Origin of the sequence: Botrimarina colliarenosi (assembly GCF_007859955.1) — a bacterium.
Classification (GTDB): Bacteria; Planctomycetota; Planctomycetia; order Pirellulales; family Lacipirellulaceae; genus Botrimarina; species Botrimarina colliarenosi.
On sequence record NZ_SJPR01000004.1, the window covers coordinates 271,341 to 291,306 of the forward strand.

General features: G+C 65.6%; 19 protein-coding genes and 1 tRNA gene. 7 read left to right on the plus strand and 13 right to left on the minus strand.

What is annotated here, in order from left to right; genetic code table 11:
* Positions 1–58 precede the first annotated feature (58 nt).
* The 13 genes from Pla108_RS15160 to Pla108_RS15220 all read right to left on the minus strand — a co-directional run bounded on the left by Pla108_RS15160 (position 59) and on the right by Pla108_RS15220 (position 14,070).
* On the minus strand, positions 59–1,129 hold the full coding sequence (locus Pla108_RS15160; RefSeq protein WP_146445806.1) for a WD40 repeat domain-containing protein: 1,071 nt from the start codon (positions 1,127–1,129) through the stop codon (positions 59–61).
* A 205-nt stretch (positions 1,130–1,334) separates the two neighbouring features.
* On the minus strand, positions 1,335–3,014 hold the full coding sequence (locus Pla108_RS15165; protein ID WP_146445807.1) for a hypothetical protein: 1,680 nt from the start codon (positions 3,012–3,014) through the stop codon (positions 1,335–1,337).
* Positions 3,015–3,068: 54 nt separating this feature from the next.
* On the minus strand, positions 3,069–4,910 hold the full coding sequence (locus Pla108_RS15170) for a hypothetical protein (protein ID WP_146445808.1): 1,842 nt from the start codon (positions 4,908–4,910) through the stop codon (positions 3,069–3,071).
* Positions 4,911–4,984: 74 nt separating this feature from the next.
* Complete coding sequence (locus Pla108_RS15175) at positions 4,985–5,926, minus strand: ABC transporter ATP-binding protein (protein ID WP_146445809.1); 942 nt, start codon at positions 5,924–5,926, stop codon at positions 4,985–4,987.
* A 140-nt stretch (positions 5,927–6,066) separates the two neighbouring features.
* Positions 6,067–7,356, minus strand: a complete 1,290-nt coding sequence (gene tyrS, locus Pla108_RS15180; RefSeq protein WP_146445810.1) for a tyrosine--tRNA ligase — start codon at positions 7,354–7,356, stop codon at positions 6,067–6,069.
* Between the two features lie 130 nt (positions 7,357–7,486).
* The gene (gene ispD, locus Pla108_RS15185; protein WP_146445811.1) at positions 7,487–8,224 is read right to left on the minus strand and encodes a 2-C-methyl-D-erythritol 4-phosphate cytidylyltransferase; all 738 of its coding nucleotides are present in this window, start codon (positions 8,222–8,224) and stop codon (positions 7,487–7,489) included.
* Complete coding sequence (locus Pla108_RS15190; RefSeq protein ID WP_146445812.1) at positions 8,221–8,886, minus strand: pyroglutamyl-peptidase I family protein; 666 nt, start codon at positions 8,884–8,886, stop codon at positions 8,221–8,223. The genes ispD and Pla108_RS15190 overlap by 4 nt, the downstream gene beginning before the upstream one ends.
* A 63-nt stretch (positions 8,887–8,949) precedes the next feature.
* Positions 8,950–10,143, minus strand: a complete 1,194-nt coding sequence (locus Pla108_RS15195; RefSeq protein ID WP_146445813.1) for a cysteine desulfurase family protein — start codon at positions 10,141–10,143, stop codon at positions 8,950–8,952.
* A gap of 39 nt (positions 10,144–10,182) precedes the next feature.
* Positions 10,183–10,821: a phosphoesterase gene (locus Pla108_RS15200; protein WP_146445814.1), complete on the minus strand. Its 639-nt coding sequence runs from the start codon at positions 10,819–10,821 to the stop codon at positions 10,183–10,185.
* A gap of 202 nt (positions 10,822–11,023) precedes the next feature.
* Positions 11,024–12,244, minus strand: coding sequence for an NADH-quinone oxidoreductase subunit D (locus Pla108_RS15205; RefSeq protein WP_146445815.1), 1,221 nt, complete (start codon positions 12,242–12,244; stop codon positions 11,024–11,026).
* 99 nt (positions 12,245–12,343) lie between these two features.
* On the minus strand, positions 12,344–12,883 hold the full coding sequence (locus tag Pla108_RS15210; protein WP_146445816.1) for an NADH-quinone oxidoreductase subunit C: 540 nt from the start codon (positions 12,881–12,883) through the stop codon (positions 12,344–12,346).
* A 27-nt stretch (positions 12,884–12,910) separates the two neighbouring features.
* The gene (locus Pla108_RS21645; protein WP_146445817.1) at positions 12,911–13,489 is read right to left on the minus strand and encodes an NADH-quinone oxidoreductase subunit A; all 579 of its coding nucleotides are present in this window, start codon (positions 13,487–13,489) and stop codon (positions 12,911–12,913) included.
* 23 nt (positions 13,490–13,512) lie between these two features.
* Positions 13,513–14,070, minus strand: a complete 558-nt coding sequence (locus Pla108_RS15220; protein WP_146445818.1) for a 4Fe-4S binding protein — start codon at positions 14,068–14,070, stop codon at positions 13,513–13,515.
* Positions 14,071–14,478: 408 nt separating this feature from the next.
* Here Pla108_RS15220 and csrA point away from each other — a divergent pair, with 408 nt between their 5' ends.
* The 7 genes from csrA to Pla108_RS15255 all read left to right on the plus strand — a co-directional run bounded on the left by csrA (position 14,479) and on the right by Pla108_RS15255 (position 19,866).
* Positions 14,479–14,700: a carbon storage regulator CsrA gene (gene csrA, locus Pla108_RS15225; RefSeq protein WP_146445819.1), complete on the plus strand. Its 222-nt coding sequence runs from the start codon at positions 14,479–14,481 to the stop codon at positions 14,698–14,700.
* Between the two features lie 297 nt (positions 14,701–14,997).
* Positions 14,998–15,070: transfer RNA gene (locus tag Pla108_RS15230), tRNA-Glu, on the plus strand.
* A gap of 589 nt (positions 15,071–15,659) precedes the next feature.
* Positions 15,660–16,835, plus strand: coding sequence for a carboxylesterase family protein (locus Pla108_RS15235; RefSeq protein WP_197526601.1), 1,176 nt, complete (start codon positions 15,660–15,662; stop codon positions 16,833–16,835).
* A 93-nt stretch (positions 16,836–16,928) separates the two neighbouring features.
* Positions 16,929–18,014, plus strand: coding sequence for a ferrochelatase (locus Pla108_RS15240; RefSeq protein ID WP_146445821.1), 1,086 nt, complete (start codon positions 16,929–16,931; stop codon positions 18,012–18,014).
* Positions 18,011–18,991 (plus strand): aldo/keto reductase, encoded by a 981-nt coding sequence (locus tag Pla108_RS15245; RefSeq protein ID WP_146445822.1) that lies wholly within the window; start codon positions 18,011–18,013, stop codon positions 18,989–18,991. Before Pla108_RS15240 ends, Pla108_RS15245 begins: the two co-directional genes overlap by 4 nt.
* Positions 18,992–19,154: 163 nt before the next feature.
* Positions 19,155–19,487: a HesB/IscA family protein gene (locus Pla108_RS15250; protein WP_146445823.1), complete on the plus strand. Its 333-nt coding sequence runs from the start codon at positions 19,155–19,157 to the stop codon at positions 19,485–19,487.
* 199 nt (positions 19,488–19,686) lie between these two features.
* Positions 19,687–19,866, plus strand: coding sequence for a Flp family type IVb pilin (locus Pla108_RS15255; protein WP_146445824.1), 180 nt, complete (start codon positions 19,687–19,689; stop codon positions 19,864–19,866).
* The last annotated feature ends 100 nt before the right edge of the window (positions 19,867–19,966 follow it).

Here is a 19,966-nt window from a genome sequence, read left to right on the forward strand (position 1 = left end):
CGGCGGTGAGTACGGTTGTTTCTGGTGCGGGCTCGGCGTCCTTGCCGAGGGACCGACTTCAGCGTGTTTTTGGCGCCGTTTTGGCGGCGGTCGTCGCGACGGGCAGATTGGCGGGGTCGAGGTCCCAGACCCGGACCGTCGTATCAAATGAGCCCGACACGAGTCGACGGCCATCGTCGCTGACCGCCAGCGCCGCCACCGTCCCGGTGTGGCCCCGGAGCACGGTCCGCTCGGCCCGGGTCTCGGCGTCCCACAGCGTGATTTCGTTCTGCGTGTCGCCGACCGCTAGCACCCGCTCGTCAAGAAACGCCAACGAGTGGACCTTGCCGGGCCGGACCAGCAGTTCGTCCGGGACGCCGCCGAAGCCGTCTCGGTCGCGACGCCAGAGCCGCACCGCGGGGCTGTCGCCGCCGGCGGCGAGCGTCTCTCCGTCCGGCGAGAACGCCAGCGCGCGGACGCGGCGGCCATCGCTCGGCAAGTCGCGTGGTCCGCCCGACGCCACCTGATCCCACATCCGCACGACCCCGTTGCGGCCCGCCGCGGCGACCCAGCGACCGTCCGGTGAGAACGCCACCGCCCGGGTGTCTTCGCAGGCGCAGCCCTGCTCTTCCGGCGCCGCGTCGTCCGCCGCGTCGAGGTCGAACACCCGCAGCGAATCACCGAACCCAGCGGTGGCGACCGCCTGCCCGTCCGGGCGCCAAGCGACCGCTTGCAGCGCGCCGCCAGCCAGTCGGCGTACGACCAACTCGGGCGAACCAACGCCGAGGCTCCAGAGGCAGACCGTATGGTCGGCCGACACCGTCGCGAGCCGGCGGCCGTCGGCGGCGAAGCGGGCCCCGCGGACCCAATCGCCGTGGGCGGTCAGGTTGTTGAGCGCGACGCCATCGGCGGCGTTCCAGATGCGGACGTGGTGGTCGTCTCCGCCGGCGGCGATCCGCTGTCCGTCGCCAGAAATCGCGACCGCCGTGACGACCGTCGGGCGGTTGTCGTCGGCTTCCGCGCCGCGCATCCGCAGCACCAGCCTCTCGGCCGGCGACGACGCCAGCGTAGCGCCAGCGCAGAGCACGAGCGCCAGCGTGCAGAGCACGAGCGCCAGCATCGTGGCGGCTCGGGTCGACGGAATTCGCACGGCGTTATCTCCCGCAAGGTCAACCGAAAAGACAGAGTCCTTTCCGGTATCGTCGCGGGGGTCGCCGTCGCCTGACAGAATTGGCGAGAGAAGGCCGCTTCGCCGTGCTAGCACAGCCGGCAGTGGCTCTAAGAAGGCGAACCACTAAGGAACGACGGAACCAAGGGATCGATTCCCTTCATAGCACTCCTCGGTTCCTTTGTGGTTAATCGACCTCGTCCGCTTCGGCCGCGTCATCTTGGTCGGCTTGCTCGGCGCCATCGTCCGACGCCTCTGGATCGACGGATTGCGTGGAGGGATCGACCGACTCGGCAGCGTCTTCTTGCTCGATGGCCCCGAGCCTCTGGCGACGTTCCCTGAGCTGCAGCTGGAAGACCTGTTCGCTGTCAAAGTTCTCGATGATCTCCCAGAGGGGGAAGTCCTCGGGGACCTCTTCGTCAAGTTGCTCGAGCACGTCGTTGTACTCGGTGATGAAGACCATCACGTCGTCGCCGGTTGTCCCCTCGCCGTCCTTCAGCTTGGGGAACTCTTCGAAGACCTCGGCCCAGCGGTCGAACGCCTCTTCGTAGAGGGCCTTCGCAGCGACCGGGTCGGCCTCCTCGAGGAACTGACGCCGCGCCCGATAGAGCAGCGACCGCGCCGCGACGGCGGGCTTCGACTGCTCGAACGCACAACGCAGCGCCCAATAGTCGTAGTTCGTGGTGTCTTTGTAGTTGTGGATGTAGCGGGTGAGCAGCTCTTTCTCCATCAGCTCCGCGGCGATTTCCTTGGCTTCGCGGGCCTTCTCGGGCGCTAGCTCGGCCGCCTTCGCGGCGAGCTTGGCGGGCGTCACCTCCAGGATCTGCTTGGCCTCGTAATAGGCTTCGGTCTGCTCCTCGGTCAGCTTGCTAGGATCCGTCTCAGAGGCGACCTTCTGCTCTTCGGTGAGTTGGGCGCGGGCTTCCGCTTCGACCTCCGCGCGGAGCCCGTCGGCGATCCCTTCGAGTTCGGCGCGCAGCCGCTCGACCTCACCCTGCAGGTACTCCTCGTCGTTAAAGACCAGGATCTTGCCGGTCGAGTGCTCGATGGGGATGTTGCCGAACTCGCGCCAATCTTGGCCGGCGAGCTTCCAGGCGGCGACCGCCGTGTCGAAGAGGCCTTCGTCCTCGATCGCCTCGGCGTAGTTCATCTGCGACTTCGGCGCGCTGGAATAGAAGATCGCGGGGCTCTTCTTCCCGAGACTCTTGCCCAGTTCGTCGACCGAGCGGACGCTGTCGAGGTACGCCTTCTTGCTGACCAACCAGTTGTCGCGCTCCGCGGGCGGACGGTCGACCGGGTGGTATTCGTCGTCGGTCTTAAAGAGGCGGCGGTACTGCACCTTCTCGTCGGCGCGACCGATCTTCTGGCCGAGGACCCAGCCGTGCTCCCATTGGAGCGTCGGATTGTCGCGGTTGTAATTAAGCCCCTCTTCGAGGAACTGGATGCCGCGGCGGACCCAGTAGTAGCGGTCGTGATAGTCGTCGAACTCGACCGAGACGTTGTAGCTGAGGTTCCAACTTTGGAACTTCCAGAACGTGATGAAGTTCGGCTGGAGCTTCGCGAGCTGCTCGAGGGTCGCGGTGAGGTTGGTCCAGTCCTCGACCTTCTTGTAGTGGTTGGCGTTGTTCCAGAGGAACTGCACGGCCAAGCCCCGCAGGCCGAGCGTCGCCAGCTTGATCGTCTCGCTAGCGGGGTCGATCTCGCCCAAGCCGGCTTGGCTGAGGCCGTTCTCGGCGCGAAGCTGGGCAAGCTTGCCCCCCTTCGAGTCGACCGTCGCCGGCGCGCTCAGCAGCGACAGCGGGAACAGGAGCGCAGCGATCACCACGCCGTAGGTGACTTTGCGATAGAAGCTGCTGCGTCGGTTCATAACGGAGGTCGCGAGATCGGGCGGACGAGCGGAAAAGTTAGGGCGTCTACTTGCTTACGACTTAGCGACTTCGCGGGTTCGCAGGCAGAAATAACCGACGATCGCCATGCCGACGACGTAGGCGAGGCTAACGGTCAGGTCGTGCAGGACCGCGTCGGTCGGGATCGAGAAGCCCTCGGCCACGTAACGCACCCGGTCGAGGTAGGTGCTGAAGTCGGGCAGCACGTTCGAGACGGCCCGCATCGCCCCCTTGAGAACGCCGTCAATCGCCTTCATGGCGTCGACCGAGGGGGTCCGTTCGAAGGGACTCATCACGTTCATCTGCGTCACGAGCCGCACCAGGGACTCGACCGGTCCGCCGCCGTAGGATTCGCCCAAGGCGATCTGCAGGAAGAAGGTCCGGAAGAAGCCGAGCACGATAAAGGTGATGGCGGTCACCATCGCGATCGGGCCGCTGAGGAACGTGCTCATCATCACCGCCACGGCGATGACGATCACCATCTGCATCCAGATCGAGAGGAAGCCTTTCACGAAGTTCCAGAGCGGCGAACCCTCGGGCAGCCGGATAAAGCAATCCGCCTGGGCGAAGCCGAAGTACTGGCCGCGGTCGAGGCACTGGATGATCACCTCGATCCGGCCGTCCTCCGTGACGAGGTCGTCGAGGATCGTGATGTCGTTTTGGTCGGTGTCGGTCTGCTCGTTGGCGAATTCGAACGAGTCAATCGCGAAGTCCTTCGCCGGGAAGACCCGCAGCGTCGACTTGACGCCTGTCTCGGGATTGCGGAGCTGGATGCTCCCCTGGATCGCCTGCTCGATGATCCCCTTGTAAGAGCGGTAGACGCGGACGATGGCGGCGACCGGCAGGTACTTCGAGCCGTCCTCGTACTCCATCAAGGTCGACTCGTTAACGCCGTCGAAGGTCCAGACCGCCGCCGCCTGGGTCGAGCCCTGGATGAAGCTGCGGTAGGACCACTCGTTGCCGACGCTGATGCCCTTGGCGACCGGCACGCCTTGGGGGTTCAGGAAGCTGATCTTGCCCCGCAGCGGCACCCGGGCCCGCAGGTAGCCTTCCGCCGGGCCGACGACGATCGCGTCGCCATCCGCTGTGAGGGCGTGCGAGTGCTCGCTCACCTGATCGGTGAAACCGTAACCTTCGGCGTCCACGCTGAAGGGGTGGGTGTGGAAGGCGTCGCGCGAGGTCTCGCCCTCTTTGCCGATCGTCTCGCCGTCGGCGCCGCGGATCGCTTCGAGCGACCGCGTATCAACCGTGTGCGTATGGGCGAGCGCGCCGTTGACGAAGAACCAGCTCGCCGCCGCCATGATCGCCAGCAGCGCGGTGCCGAGAACGGTAAAGCCTAAGATCCGTCCGAGGACGATGTCGCCGGAGCGAACCGGCTTGGTCGTGACGGTGTAGAGGGTCTTGTTCTTGATGTCGGTCGGCAGGCTGAACGCCGCCAGCACCAGTGACAGCAACAGCATCAGGTAGCTGGTCGCCGCGGTGACGAAGCTCAGGTAGAGACGGGCCGGCTCGCGGTTGTTGACGCCCAGGTACCAGCTCGCAAAGAGCAAGATCATCGCGAACACGACCAGGGCGACCCACACCCGGCGGCGGAGCGACTCCTTGATCGCCAGCGATGCGAGCGCGGCGATCCGGCGGAACGACAGCCGGAACAGGTCGCCGAAGCCGCCCACCAGCGTCCGGTAGGTGATCTCGCCCGCCCGGACGGGGCCTTGCCGCACGAGGGCCACGAGGAAACCGCCCACCAGCCCGAGGACGAAGATCGTCAGCGCGATAATCGCAAACTGAACAAGCGCGCCCTTGCCGTCGACAAACGAGGCGCCGTCGCCACGCCAGAGCCACTGTAGGTAGGGGAGGACTTCGTTCTCGACGACCATGGGGAGGGGCTGCCAGCTATCGGCTGTCGGCGGTCAGCCGACTGGGGATCAGTTCACCGTGAGACAACGGGGCGTCAGTTCGCCGTAGCGGGGGGGGCGGGGGTGTCGCCTCCCGCGGTTGATTGAGGACCGACGACCCGGCGGCCGGGCCGCTCCTCGCTGTCGCGGACGATCGAGAGGAAGAGGTCCTCGAGCGTCGTTGTCGGGTTGTCCATCTCTAACAGATCGCCGCCGTGCCGCTGAATGACGTCCCGCAGCTCGTTCTTGCAGTCGTCGCTCAGGTTGCGGGCCCGCACCTGGGTGACGTCCTCGACGGTCAGCAACGAGTCGACACGGCCCAGCTCTTTGAGCTCCCCCTGGTGGAGGATGGCGATCCGGTCGCAGACGTCCTGCACGTCGGCCAGCAGGTGGCTGCACATGACGACGGTTTTCCCTTGGTCGCGGAGCTGGAGGATCATGTCCTTCATCTCACGCGTGCCGATCGGGTCGAGGCCGCTGGTCGGCTCGTCGAGGAGGATCAGCTCGGGGTCGTTGATCAGCGCTTGGGCGAGGCCGATACGGCGCGTCATGCCCTTGGAGTACTCGCGGAGCTGTCGCTTGCGGGCCCGGTCGATGCCGACGAGCTTCAGCAGCTTCTCGATCCGCTCCTTGCGGACTTCGGCCGGGATGTCGAAGAGCCGGCCGTAGAAGTCGAGCGTTTCCTCGGCGTTGAGGAACTTGTAAAGGTACGACTCCTCGGGGAGATAGCCGATCCGCTCGTTCTTCGAGACGTCGGTCGCCTCTTTGCCGAAGACGAGCGCCTGGCCGTCGGTCGGGAAGAGCAAGCCCAGCAAGAGCTTGATCGTCGTCGACTTGCCGGAGCCGTTGGGCCCGAGCAGGCCGAAGATCTCGCCCTGGTAGACCTCCAGATCGAGCGCCTTCAGAGCACGGACCTTTTGCCGGCCCCAAAAGTCTCGATAGACCTTCGAAAGGGCGCGGGTCTCGATGACGGCAGTGCCTGGCGAGGTGCCTGACATCCGAGTTCCTCGGTGGATGAGCGGTGGCGGGTAGCGAGCTGTAAGTCGGTTGGGCGCCTAATGTTATCGATCGGTTAAGGCGGCCTCGCCGAGCCTCACACTATACGCGGGGCCGGGGCGGGCTTACAAGCGACCCGCGGCTACACCATCCGCAGCAACGCGTATTTCTTCCGCCCGCTGCGGAGGACGATGACCGACTCGCTCGCTAAATCGGCCGCGGTGAGCGTGCGGTCGAGTCCGTCAACACGGCGATTGTTGACGTATGCCCCCCCCTGCTCGACCGTGCGGCGGGCGTCTCCCTTGCTCTTGGCGAGCCCGGCGGCGACCAGGGCGTCGACGATCGCCAGTCCCTCGCCGGCCAGCTGCGACTTGGGCATTTCGCCAGCCGGCACGTCGGCGAAGATCTGCCCCAGCGTGCGGTCGTCGAGGCCGTCGATCTCGGCGCCGAAGAAGATTTCCGTCGCCTGCTGGGCGGTGGCGAGCCCCGCGTCGCCGTGCACCAGCCGTGTCAGCTCCTCGGCGAGCCGTTTCTGGCTCTCTCTTGCTGAGGCGTTTTCCGAGCGGGCCGCGTCGAGCGAGGCGATTTCTTCGTGCGACAGCTCCGTGAGCATCCGCAGGCAGCCCCCTACGTCGGCGTCGTCGGTGTTCACCCAGTACTGGAAGAATTCGTACGGGCTGGTGCGATCGGCGTCGAGCCAGATGGCGCCCGACTCGGTCTTGCCCATCTTCGTGCCGTCGCTCTTGGTGAGCAGCGGCCACGTCATGCCATAGACTTGCCGCGAGTGCATCCGGCGGGCCAGGTCGATCCCGGCAGTGATGTTGCCCCACTGGTCGCTGCCGCCGGCCTGGAGCTCACAGCCGTACTCTTCGGCGAGGTAAACGAAGTCGTACGCCTGCAGCAGCATGTAGCTGAACTCGGTGTAGCTCATCCCGGCGTCTCCGCCCAAGCGGCTCTTCACCGAGTCCTTGCCGAGCATGACGTTGACCGGGAAGTTCTTGCCGATGTCGCGCAAGAACTCGAGGTAACTCCAACCGCCGGTCCAGTCATGGTTGTTGGCGACCAGCGCGGGCCCCTGCCCGTTGTGCGTGACGGCGGGGTCGAAGTCGAGGAACCGCCGCATCTGTCGGGCGAGACCGTCGACGTTTCGCTCGAGCGTCTCCTTGTCGAGCAGTTTGCGCTCGGCGCTCTTGCCGCTCGGGTCGCCGATCATGCCGGTCGCGCCGCCCACGACCGCGATCGGCCGGTGGCCCGCCTTCTGGTAGCGCCGCAGCACAATCAGTCCCAGCAAACTGCCGACGTGCAGGCTGTCGGCCGTGGGATCGAAACCGGCGTAAACGGTCCGAGGCTTCGCGGCGAGCCACTCGCCGAGCTTCGGGTCGGTCGCTTGGTGGACGAGGCCACGAGCCTGGAGGTCGGCGAAGAAGTCCATAGTCTCAACAGAAGAAAGGAACGCGATACGACGCCGAGGCGGCAGCGGCTGGCCGCTGATTTTGAGCCCTCAACCGATCGGTGTCGATCCGCTCCCTTCGTCCCGTCGAGCAATCGCCTCTCGGGACTGGTCACGACCAGAAATCATCGTCCTCGACTAACCGACCCGGCTTTTTTGCAGCCGAGCGCGTCTTGTCGGCGAAGATCGCGGCGGCGAGCTTCAGGTCGTCTTGTGTCGTGATTTTGAGGTTTTGCGGCGAGCCCTCGACGATCGCGACCGGCTCGCCGAGCCGTTCGATCAGTTGGGCGTCGTCGGTCACGACGGCGCCTTCGGCGGCGGCGACCGCTCGGCGGAACAGGCCCAGCTCGAACGCCTGGGGCGTTTGGGCGGCCCACAGCCCGTCACGCGGCGCTGTCTCGGTGACTCGGTTGTCGGCGACCCGTTTCAGCGTGGCGGTGACCGGTGTGGCGAGGATCGCGGCGCCGGTCTCGACGGCGGCGGCGAAGACGCGATCGACCTCGTCGACGGTCACCAGCGGCCGGGCCGCGTCGTGGATGGCAATGTGTGTCGCGTCGCCTGAGACCTTGGCGAGCCCCGCCCGGACCGAGTCGGCCCGCTCGGCGCCCCCTTCGCAAAGGTCAGCGCCCATGAACAGCAGGTTCGCGCCAAAGTTGCGATGGAAATCCTCGCGGTCTTCGGACGAAACCACCACAATCGTCTGGCAGACGTCGGTGCGGGCGACGAACCGCTCGACCGAGTGCATCCACACGGCCCGGCCATCGAGCGTCACGAACGGTTTCTTGTCGGTGGCGTCGCCGAAACGGGAACTCCGTCCCGCAGCGAGTACGAGCACAGCAAACTTGCTCACGCTTCGCCTCGCTTTGCCGGAATCGCCGAGACAATCGCAGCCGACGGTGAGACGGTCTCGGCGGCCCAAGTGACCAGCAGCCGGAGGGCGTGCGCGCTGATCTCGCTGGGCAGGCTCGGCAGGGGCCGTTCGAGGCGCGCCGTCTGCGAGACATCGAGCGGCAAGTGAACGAACGCGACGAGCGGGCGCCGGCCTGCCGACTCGAGCAGGTAGTGCGACCAGTACATCGCCGCATTGCAGAGGTAGTCGCCCGCATGCAGCGACAGTTCCGTCGGGACGCCGCATTCGCGTAACCGACGGGTCCAATCGCCCAGCGGCAAGTCACTGCGGTAAGCCGGTGGGCCCTCTGCTTCGAGACTTCGCACCGTCTCCGGCGTGTCGCCACGTTGGCGGCAGGCGTTGAGGGCGAACTGCTCGAGCCGCACCGCCGCCGAGCCGGCCGCTTGGCCGATAAGGAGCACGACGTCGTAAGACGCCTGGAGGTCCATCGCTAGACGGGGCCGTAGCTCTTTGTAATCGACGGGGTATAGACGCGTCGTGATCTCGACCGCCTCGGAGAGTTGCGGCGGCAGGTCGCGCGTCAGCGCCTGCAGGGCCAGCCAACTGGCGTTCTGGTCCCAGTCGTCGAACGGCCGGAACGCGGTGAGCAGGATTCGCAGCATGGGACGATTGGAGTCGATCGCAGGCGGGGGGGCAATCGCCAGCGATCTGCGGGCGGGGGGGCTCTACCGAGAGCTTAGCCCACGCAGCGCCGTCGCCGCCGCGACGATCCGATCGGCGGCGGCCTCTACCTCTCCAGCCGTCGTAAACCGCCCTAGGCCGATCCGCAGCGTGCAGCGGGCCTCGTCGGGCGACATCCCCAGGGCCTGCAGCACGTGGCTCGGCTCGGGGTCCGACGCCGAGCATGCCGCCCCGCTGCTCAGGGCAATCTCAGGCGTCTGCAGCATGAGCGTCTCGCCGTCGATCCCGGGCAGCGACACGTTCAGGTTGTGGGCCAGCCGCAACGGCTGGCCCGAGGCGTCGACCGTGTCGAGGCCGGGCCCCACCAAGGCGAGGCCCGCGATTCCATCCCGCAGCCGGCTAAACAACTGGTCGCGGAGACCGCCGAGCCGCTCCGCCTCGGCCGGTTGCTCCGCTTGGCACAGCGAAACCGCCTTGGCGAACCCGACAATGCCCGGGACGTTGAGGGTGCCGCTCCGCCGACCCCGCTCTTGGCCGCCGCCATTGATTTGGCCTTCGAGCCGGACAATGGGGTTGCTCCGGCGCACGTAGAGGGCGCCGATTCCTTTTGGCCCGTACAGCTTGTGGGCGGTGAAACTCATCAAGTCGACGCCGAGGTCGCGGACCGAAACCGGCCGTTTGCCAACCGCCTGGGTCGCGTCGCAGTGCAGCAGCACGCCGCGCTCGCGGCAGGCTTCGGCGACTTCGCGGATCGGCTGAAGGACGCCAATCTCGTTGTTGGCCAACATCACCGAGACGAGGCACGTCTTATCGGTGAGGGCGTCGGCCACCTGCTGTGGGTCGAGACGGCCGGCCCGAGGCGAGCCGTGCGATTCGACGCCGAGCAGCGTCACGGCATAGCCACGCTGGCGGAGCTTGTTGAGCGGGTCAAGCACCGCCCGGTGCTCGGTCGCGACGCTCACCAAGTGGTCGCCCCGCTGGCGGGGCCGTTCGACCACGCCTCGGATCGCCAGGTTGTTGCTCTCGGTGGCGCCGCTCGTGAAGACGATCTCCTCGGGATCGGCGTCGATCACGGCGGCAATCGTCGAGCGGCTCTCGGCGACCGCTTCACGGGCCGCCTCGCCGAAGGGATGGACCACGCTCCCCGGGTTGCCGTACTCCTCGGTGAACCACGGCAGCATCGCCTCGACAACTCGAGGATCGACGCGCGTCGTGGCGTGGTTGTCAAGGTAGATCATCTCGGGAGTCTCGGTAGGCAGCGGGACCTGCCCTCCAGCCTAACCGCCGGCGCCGTAGCGCGCCCGGATCGCGATCTGCGACCACGACTCGTAGGCGTCGATCTCCGCGACGAGTTGCTCGGCGGGCAAGAACCGCCCTTCGGCAAGGTCCGCCTCGGCCGACGAGACGCGGGGTTCCTGCAGCTCAAAGACGTGGACCACGCCCAGATGAACCCGGCCAACGGCGGTTTCGTCGTCGTTGATCAGCCCCACCAGCCGCTCGGTGAAGGCCGACTCGATGCGGACCTCCTCAGAAAGCTCACGCTCAAGGCCACGGCGATAGAGCCCTTCGTCCGCGCAGGCGTCGTCGTGGGACGCGTCCTCGGTCGAAATGTGGCCGCCGACGCCGACGCTCCGCTTGGCGTGTAGCCGCTTCTCGCCCCCGCCACCGCCACGGGTGTAGGAGAACACCGTCACGACGCCGTCGGCGTCGGTGTGCTCCATGAGCACGTAAGGGATCAATTGCTTGAAGGACGGGTCCTCTTCCATGGCTCCACGCGGCTTGTAAGCGAGCCGTTCGCACCGCAGCAGCGGCTGGAGGTACCGGTCGACGTCGGCCGAAAAGCCCTGGAAGCGGCCCAACTCATCGAGCACCTCGGCGGGGACGACCAGGATCTGTTCTTCGGCGACAGCGGGCATCGGGGACTCCTTTCCAGGCAGGTATTGAGCAAGCGCCCTTAAAGCTAACGACGCACCGTCGAATCGCCAACCGACGGACCCTGAGCCGGGGGCGCGAGCCCTCGGAGTGAAGTGGGTAGCCGGCGCAGCTCCGAGGGCTCGCGCCCCCGGCTCAGGTCTCTTCTGTAGTGCCGGTACAGCGTTGGGGCTGGTTCAGCGGGGGCTACCGGTCGATCTCGCCCATCACGATGTCGAGCGAGCCGACGATCGCGGGGATGTCGGCGATCAGGCAGCCGCGGCCGATTTCGCCGATTGTCGACAGGTTGCTGAAGCAGCTGCTGCGGGCCCGCGTCCGCCACGGGATCGGCGTGCCGCCGAGGCTCACCAGGTAAAAGCCCATCTGCCCGCGGGGCGACTCGGTCTCGAGGTACGCCTCGCCCGCCGGCAATTTGTCGGTGAGCTTGAAAGGCACGCCGTGGTCGCGGGGCAGGTCGTTGTCGGTCGAGTGGTAGCGGTCGATCGCCTGACGCACGAGCCAGATCGACTCGACCACCTCGAGCATCCGCACATAGAACCGATGCCAACAATCGCCGAGGACCGCGTCGTAAGGGGGCGCCGGCGCGCTCGGCGGAGCGGCGTAGGCGCCGTCGCGTTGGCAGACGACCTTGAAGTCGTACCCGTCGTACATCCGGGTGTAGCACGCCTCGCCGTCGCGGCGGAGGTCCCAATCGACGCCGCTGGCGCGGAGCACCGGCCCGCTGGTGCCGTAGGAGATCGCGTTCGCCCGCGACAAGACGCCGACACCCGCAGTCCGTTTTACAAAGATCGCGTTGCTAGTGAGCAGCGTGTGATAGTCGGCGATGACCGGCTCGAAGTTCTCAAGGACCTTCAAACAGCGGTCGGTCCAGCCGGGCGGCAAATCGGCGGTCGCCCCGCCGGGCGTCAAGTAGCTGTACGTCAGCCGCGCGCCGCAGGCGGCCTCGAAGAGGTCGAGGATCCGTTCTCGCTCACGGAACGCGTACAGGAAGGGGCTGAACGACCCCAGGTCGAGGCCGTAGGCGCCCATCCCCACGAGGTGGCTCGCGATGCGGCCCATCTCGGCGATGATCACCCGCAGGTGCCGGCCCCGTTCGGGCGGCTCGTACCCGAGGAGTTTCTCGACGGTCAGCGACCAGCCGAGGTTCATGTTCATCGCCGCCAAATAATCCATCCGGTCGGTGTACGGGATCCACTGCCGCACGGCGAGGTTCTCGCCAATCTTCTCCGCGCAGCGGTGCAGGTAGCCAATGTGGGGCGTCACCTCCGACACCACCTCGCCGTCCGTCCGCAGCACCAGCCGCAGCACGCCGTGCGTGCTCGGATGCTGCGGCCCCATGTTGACGAGCATCTCGTCCGTACGGACGTCGAACTCGACGGTGCGGGGGTCTTCTACCGTAGTGGGCATTGCGGAAGGCTGAATGCGAAATTTGGATTGCGGATTAAAGCCAGATCAAGGCAAGTCGAAAGGAATCCGCAATCCGCAATCCGAATTCCACAATCGATCTCAGCGTCCCCGAATGCCGTGGTACTCCAGCGGCATCGCGTAGTCCTTGCGGAGCGGGTGGCCTTCCCAGTCCTCGGGGCAAAGCAGGCGGCGTAGGTTGGGGTGGCCCGTGAAGCGGACGCCCGACAGGTCGTACGCCTCGCACTCCTGCCAATCAGCCGTCTTCCAAATGCCCGCCACCGAAGGGACCTCGGGGAGCCCGCCGTCGACCGATCGCGGCGTCACCACCTTGAGCGTCAGCCGCTTGCGACGCGACAGGCTCGTGAGGTGGTAAACCACTTCGAGGCGTTCCTCCCCGACAGCGGCGGCGAGCTTCTTGTCGATCGGCAGATAGTCAACGACCGTCACGCTGTTGAGACAGTCAAACACCGACGCCGGGTCGTTGCGGAGGAATCTCGCCACTTCCGCGAGACGCGGCGTCTCGACGAGGAGCCAAGGATCCGAGGTCGGGCTCGCCTTCTCGCGCGGGGCGGGCGCCGTCACCCCGTCGCCGAACTTGGCCTGCAGTCGCGACAGCGCTTCTTCGTCGTCGTGCGTCATGGCTTTTTCGAGGGGATTGGTCGCGGATCAGGCGGCTTGCGGCGCGGCGGCGTTGTCTTGGCGGCCCGGGGCGGCGTTGACGGTGGTGCGGACCCAGTTGAGGTCGCCCCGGCTCCAGACGTAAGCGAACCCCACCATCAGCACCGCGAAAAAGACGAAGATCTCCGCACACAGCGCCCAACTCAGCGACTGGGCAGCGACGGCAATGTCGCCCGCCGAAGCCGCGGCGTCCGACATCCCCAGCTCGTTCAGCTGCGCGGCGAGGGCTTGGTTCAACACCTCGGCCGCGGGGCCTTCGGCGTGGACCGCCGCGTCGGCTGTCGCCGTGAGGTGCGTCGCCTTGCCGAAGACCACCGCCCACGGAAAGAAGAACGCCACCTCGACGTCGAAGACAATGAACAGCAACGCGACGACATAGAAACGGATGTCGAACTGCACGAAGCTCGAACCGATCACCGGCTCGCCACATTCGTAGATTTCCCCCTTCTCGACGCTGGGGTTCTTCGGCCGCAGCAGTCGGCCGAGCGTCAAGTTGACGAGCACGAACAAGACCGCCGCCGCGGCGAATAGCACAAGGTAGGCGGCGATAGAGCTTGGCGTGGCCATAACGTACGAGCTTGGGGAGACGATCAAACCGAAGCGTTCAGACCACCCGGCGCGGGCCGGGTCGCGGTCTTCGAGGCGGCGACTGCGGTCGGATTGAGTGTCGCCTTGCCCCACGCCACCTCAAGGGGGAGACGCGAAAAATCGACCACCGCTCCGTCGCGGCTGTAGCTCGACAGGTCGTGCGTCGCGCCCATGAAGATGCAATCGACGGGGCACGGCTCGACGCACAGCGCGCAGAACATGCACTTGGTGTAGTCGATGGTGTAGCCGGTGACGCGGAATCCCTTCGCTCCCTCGGCCCGTTCCTTACCGATGTAGATGCAGTCGACGGGACACGCCTTGGCGCATTGGTCGCAGGCGATGCAAGTCGTCAGATCAAAGCGGTGGTAACCCCGGTAGCGGGCCGCCACGGGGGCGCCAAGTTCGGGGTACTCGAACTCCTCGGTGAAGGTCTGCCGGCCCGCCTGATGGGTCCCTAGCCAGGTCCGCAACGTGACCAACATGCCGCGGGCGACCGTCGTCACCGCGGTGACGAGATTCGTAAACCAGGGCCAAATCGGGCGGATGGAGCGGTTCGACATGCTAGCGGGGCCGGTTTTTAGGAAGTTTTCTCAGCTCGCCAAGACGAAAAACCGGCCCGAATTGGTGTTCATTGGGTGAATCGGGCCCGCCAGCATGACCGTTATGGCCGTTTCAGGCCTCCTGATTCTTGACTGTCAAGCCCCTGACCGTAGATTAGTGGTGTCCGAACTCATGCGCAATACGTTACCGCCGGGCGTCTGCTTGGCGGCGACAGGCGTGTGAGGAGTTGAGGGAGCCGCCCACAACGCGACATTGAATCTAGCCCTACCCAACGAACCAGCGAGTTAGGCCGACCGCTCTTGCTAAGAGCACGCTCCTTCAAAGGAGCATGAAGCCGGCTCGCCATACCCAATCTGAAAGTCCGAGCGGCTGCCAGGAAGTCCCTCCCGACAAGCGAAGGAATCGAAATGTTGGTCCTCTCTCGTAAAAAGAACGAGAGCATCGTCATCAACGACGACATCACCATCGTGGTGGTAGAAATCCGCGGTGACAAGGTGCGCCTCGGCATCGAAGCCCCGAAAGAGGTGCCGGTGCATCGTAATGAAGTCTACGAAGCAATCCGCAAGAGCCAGGAGTCGGAATCGGCTCCCGGGTCCGCCGCCGACGAGACGCAAGCCGCCGAGACCTAAACTCCAATTGCGAGGACAGTGTCCGGCGTTGGGCTTTCTGTCTGACGCTGGGCATTCTGGCGATTGTGTCAGACGAGGCTTGAATTGGGTCCAAGGGTCCGGTCGCGCCATTTCTCGCGGCTTTGCGTCGCCAATCGCCTCGTTTTTTTGACGAAGATTCGGTGATCGGTCGTTAGCGGGTTGACCCGGCGGCCCGCCGCTCTTAGCTTCCTTCGCTGCGGCAGCAAACGTGCCGCTGCTCCCCTGCAGGTTTCCACACCGAAGGGAGGAGCGTCCTCGCCCCACCAGGGCAACCACGGCCCCATCGTCTAGTGGTCTAGGACTCCGCCCTTTCACGGCGGCAACACGGGTTCGAACCCCGTTGGGGTCACTTAAGGCTCTCCCCATGATTCAGTGGGGAGAGCCTTTTTTGTTGGGGCGTCCCCCCCGGGACAGGTCGTCGTTGCTGGCGGCCGAATGAGCGCAAGTCCTTAAGATCCGGACCGGATTGAAAGCGGGACGGCGACACGGCCCGCAGCCTTCGACGTCCGCACAGCCTTCGACGAGGGAAGTAGGGGCTTTGATCAAAACGTGAGCTCAGCGACATCCGAATCGGGACTCGGTCGCCTTTCTCAAGCAGGTCAGCCTCCAGCAGGTCAGCGCCCGCCAGCCGCCGGAACTCGCTTGCACTCGATTCACCGGCTGCGAGGCGACCCACGAGCGCGAGGATGGCTCCTCCTTTGGCTGAACCGAGTCGAACGTCTTCGCTGATCAGCCATCCAAACGAAATGGCGCCGCACGCTCCGCAATGGGCTGGGCAGGCGCGGGCGAATGGGGCTGAAGAGCGATAGCGATCGGCGTGGCACTCGCCGCGCCGTTCGATTTTTTTGGTTGACCAGATGCCGCATGGGGAGGATAACGCCAGTCGACTGCAAGCGCTTTCAATCCACTCTTCTTCTCTTCATTGCATAGGCGTCGATATGCACAGGTCGATCCGATTCTTGGCGATCGTCGCCGTCCTCGCGGCAGTCCATCACCGTGCCGATGCGCAGGACTGGTCGAACTCGGTGGCGCTTACGTACAGCGACGGCCTCGGGAACACGCTGCCGTACCGCCTCTTCTTGCCGCCGGGGCACGACGCTCCGGATGCGAGCTTTCCCCTGGTGTTGCACCTGCACGGCTCGGGGGAGCGTGGCTCCAACAACTCGTCGCAGCTGGCTTACATCAACGGTTTGATCGAAGCGACACGCACCGAACACCCCGCCTTCCTGCTCGTCCCACAGGCGCCGCTCAACACGCGCTGGGACGCCTTCGGCAGCCCGAACCTGTCGCTGCCATCACAGATGACCGTCGACCTCATCGCCCAGATCGAGCAGCAGTACGCGGTCGATACGTCGCGTCGTTACGCGACCGGGCTCTCGCTGGGCGGCTTCGGCACGTGGGACCTGATCGGCAAAATGCCGAGCTTGTTCAGCAAGGCCTTCCCGCTATCGGGCTACGGAGACCCGTCCCGCGCCAACGATTACCTCCAGACGCCGGTCTGGACCTTCCACGGATCGGGGGACGGCACCGTCCCGGTTGTGCCGAAGCGGCAGACCGTCCAGGCGATCCGCGACGCCGGCGGTGACCCTCTCTACACCGAAGTGCTCGGCGGGCATGGCATCTGGACGCCGGTCTATGACGATCCCAACGGCGAACTCTATGACTGGGTCTTCGATGGGGTGGCGCCCAAACTGGTCGATTGGCAGTACGACCCCAACACCGGTACGGTTCGTATCGACGCCCGCCAGGCGCCCGGCGGCGTCGTATCGATCTTCAACCTCTCGGTGAACCAACTCGACGCCATCAACGTCCCTGCGAACGTCGTGATTGACGGCGTCGTAACGCCCACCACCGAAGTGCTGAGGACGAGCCGGATCTCCGTCGACTACAACGACCCGGAAGGCTTCGATGGTGTGATGGAGATCCCCGGCCTGCTGCCGACAGGGCTCGACTTCCTGTCGCTTAGTGCTATCACGTCGCGGCAGTTTTACTTTTCACCCGATACGGGGACGAACCGTCGGTTCTTCAATCTGACGATCGTAGAGATCCCTGAGCCCGTCGGGGCATTGCTCGCCCTCGTCGGTGTCGGCGCCGCGACTGTCCGCCGCAGATAAACCCGAGGCTGAAAACTGAAGGAGGGGAGGGTTCGTCGAACCGGGGAGCTCTACTAGAGTGGGCGGTTAGCCCCGACTCAGCCCACCTTATCGATGACCACCGCAAGCGAAACGCTCCCCTACGAGGCCGTCCTGATCGTCTCCTTCGGTGGGCCCGAGGGGCCCGACGACGTGATGCCGTTCCTCGAGAACGTGCTGCGCGGCAAAAACGTCCCGCGGGAGCGGATGCTCGAGGTCGCCGAGCATTACCAGCACTTCGGGGGCGTGAGCCCCATCAACGAGCAGTGCCGGAAGCTGATTGGGGCGCTCGAAGCGGAGTTGGCGGAGCACGGGCCGCACCTGCCGGTCTATTGGGGAAACCGCAACTGGGCGCCGATGCTGCCCGACACGCTGCGGCAGATGCGGGATGACGGCGTCCGCCGAGCGATCGCCTTCTTCACCAGCACCTTCAGCAGTTACTCGGGATGCCGGCAGTACCGCGAAAACCTCGCCGCGGCGCAAGAGGCCGTCGGTGACGGGGCGCCGCAAATCGACAAACTGCGGATGCCCTACAACCATCCCGGCTTCATCGAGACGTGCGCCGAGCACTTGCGCGACGCCCTCGCCCAATTCCCCGCCGAGCGGCGCGAAGCGGCCAAGGTCCTGTTCACGGCCCACAGCATCCCGCTGGGGATGGCGGAGAACTGCGCCTACGAGCGGCAACTGCTGGAAGCAAGCCGGCTCACCGCCGAGGCGGTCAGCGCCAACCACTGGGAACTCGTCTATCAGAGCCGCAGCGGCCCGCCGCAGCAGCCGTGGCTCGAGCCCGACGTGTGTGACCGAATCGAATCGCTGCACGCCGAAGGGGGGCTGACCGACGTGGTGATCCTGCCGATCGGCTTCGTCTCGGACCATATGGAAGTGCTGTTCGATCTCGACACCGAGGCGCGGCAACTCTGTGAGAAACTGGGGGTCGGACTGGTGCGGGCTTCGACGATGGGAACCCACCCCCGCGCTGTGCGGATGATCCGCGAGTTGATCGAAGAGCGGATCGCGACCGAGCGGGGCGCCAAGCCCGACCGGCCTGCGGTGGGACGGTTCCCGGCGAATCATGACGTTTGCCCGAAAGACTGCTGCCTCTACACGCCCCAGCGGCCCGGCGGGCGCCCCGCCGGCGCCGCGGGAGGAAGTCGACCATGAAGCGACCGCTGGGTAAGACAGAACTCGAAGTCACGCCCGTTGCTCTGGGCTGCTGGCCGCTGGCGGGGGTGACGACCCTCGAAGCGACGCACGCCGACGGCGTCGCCACGGTGCTGGCCGCGATCGACAGCGGGATCAATCATCTCGACACGGCCTACGTTTACGGCCCCAATGGCGAGAGCGACCGCATCCTCGCCGAGGCGCTCGCGGGTCGCCGCGATGAGGTCGTCCTCGCGTCAAAGGTGGGGGTCCATTACGCCACGACCGACAGCGGCGGCGAGCCCGAGATGGTCACCTGCGGCCATCCCGAGCAGTTGCGGCAAGAGTGCGAGGAGCTGCTCCAGCGACTCAACACCGATCGGGTCGATCTGCTCTACCTCCACTCGCCCGACCCGGAGGTCCCCCTCGCCGATTCGGCCGGGGCCTTGGCCGAATTGATGTCGGAGGGGAAGACGCGGAGCGTCGGCGTCTCGAACACACAGCTGGAGCAGACGAAGGAGTTCGCGGCGGCCTGCCCCCTCAGCGCGGTGCAGCTCCCCTACAACATGCTGCAACGCGACATCGAAGAGCGGACGCTCCCCTGGTGTCAGGAGCAGGGCGTGGCGGCGATGGTCTACTGGCCGCTGATGAAGGGCCTGCTTGCCGGCAAGCTGGGTCGTGACGCCACGCTCGACGAGCGGGACAGCCGCCGCAAGTACCCGATGTACCAGGGGGACGAGTGGCGGCGTAACCAAGACTTTCTCGACGCCCTCCGCGCGGTCGCCGAGGCCGCCGACGTCACGGTCGCCCAGCTAGCGGTCCACTGGACGCTCAGCCAACCCGGCGTGACGAGCGTCCTCTGCGGGGCCAAACGACCCGAACAGATCCGCGAAACGGCCGCCGCCATGCGTCTCGCGCTATCAGCCGACCTCGCCGAGCGGGTGGCGGGGGCGATCCGGAACCGCGGCGAGGCCGCCTCGAAGCGGACGTTCACGTAGCCCGCCGAATTCCCCCAAACGGCGCGCCGAGGGGGTCCTCTTGCCCCCACCGCAGAAAGAACGCGTTTCCACCGACCGGCGGATGGGTATACTTGGGAGAATCGAATGCAGCCGCGGACGGGTCGCCGTTCGCCCCCCTCCCGAAAATCGGAGCTGAGAGACGATGTCTTTGGTACTGACCGAACGCGCCGCCGAGGAAGTCCGGCGGATTGTTGAGCAGCAGAAGCTCGAAGAGGGCGCTTTCCTGCGGGTCGGCGTCACGGGCGGCGGCTGCAGCGGGTTTAGCTACTCGCTCGGATTCGACAATACCTTCGACGAAAAGGCCGACAGCAAGGCGTCTTGCCACGGCGTCGATGTCGTTGTCGACAAAAAGTCGGCCCTCTACCTTGATGGCACGACGGTCGACTTCTACGACGGTATCGAGAAGCGTGGCTTTACGTTCGAGAACCCGAACGCCGTGAAATCGTGCGGCTGCGGCAGTTCGTTCCAGGCCTAGTCGAAAAGCGGGCCCCGCCGAAAAGGGCTCATTCAACCGCTAGAACCGGCCCAGCCGGTCGCGAGACGGTCGGTTCGTCGGCAAGGAGCCACTCCTTCGCTGCGTACGGGCGGGATGCGTGTTAGCTTTCAGATGAACGGGCTTCTGGCCCTGTTCCTCTTGTCTGCCAATTCCCCTCGTCCACCCCCCTCTGACCGCCATGCGAAGCGTCATACGCCACCTGCTGCGTTCTGAGGACGGGGCTACCGCCGTCGAGTACGCGGTGATGCTTTCGCTGATTGCCGGCGTTTGCATCGGATCGGTTTTGGTCATGTCCAACGCTGCGGGTCAAAGCTTTGACGACTCCGCGTCGCAGTTGACCAGCGCCCTGGGCTCGTGAGCAACTCCGCGATTACGGCATGCGCGTCACGAAAGAGTTCGTGCGGGTTACCGTCTCGAAGTGGGTGATTTGTCCAAAGATTCCCGGGCCGCAACCTGTT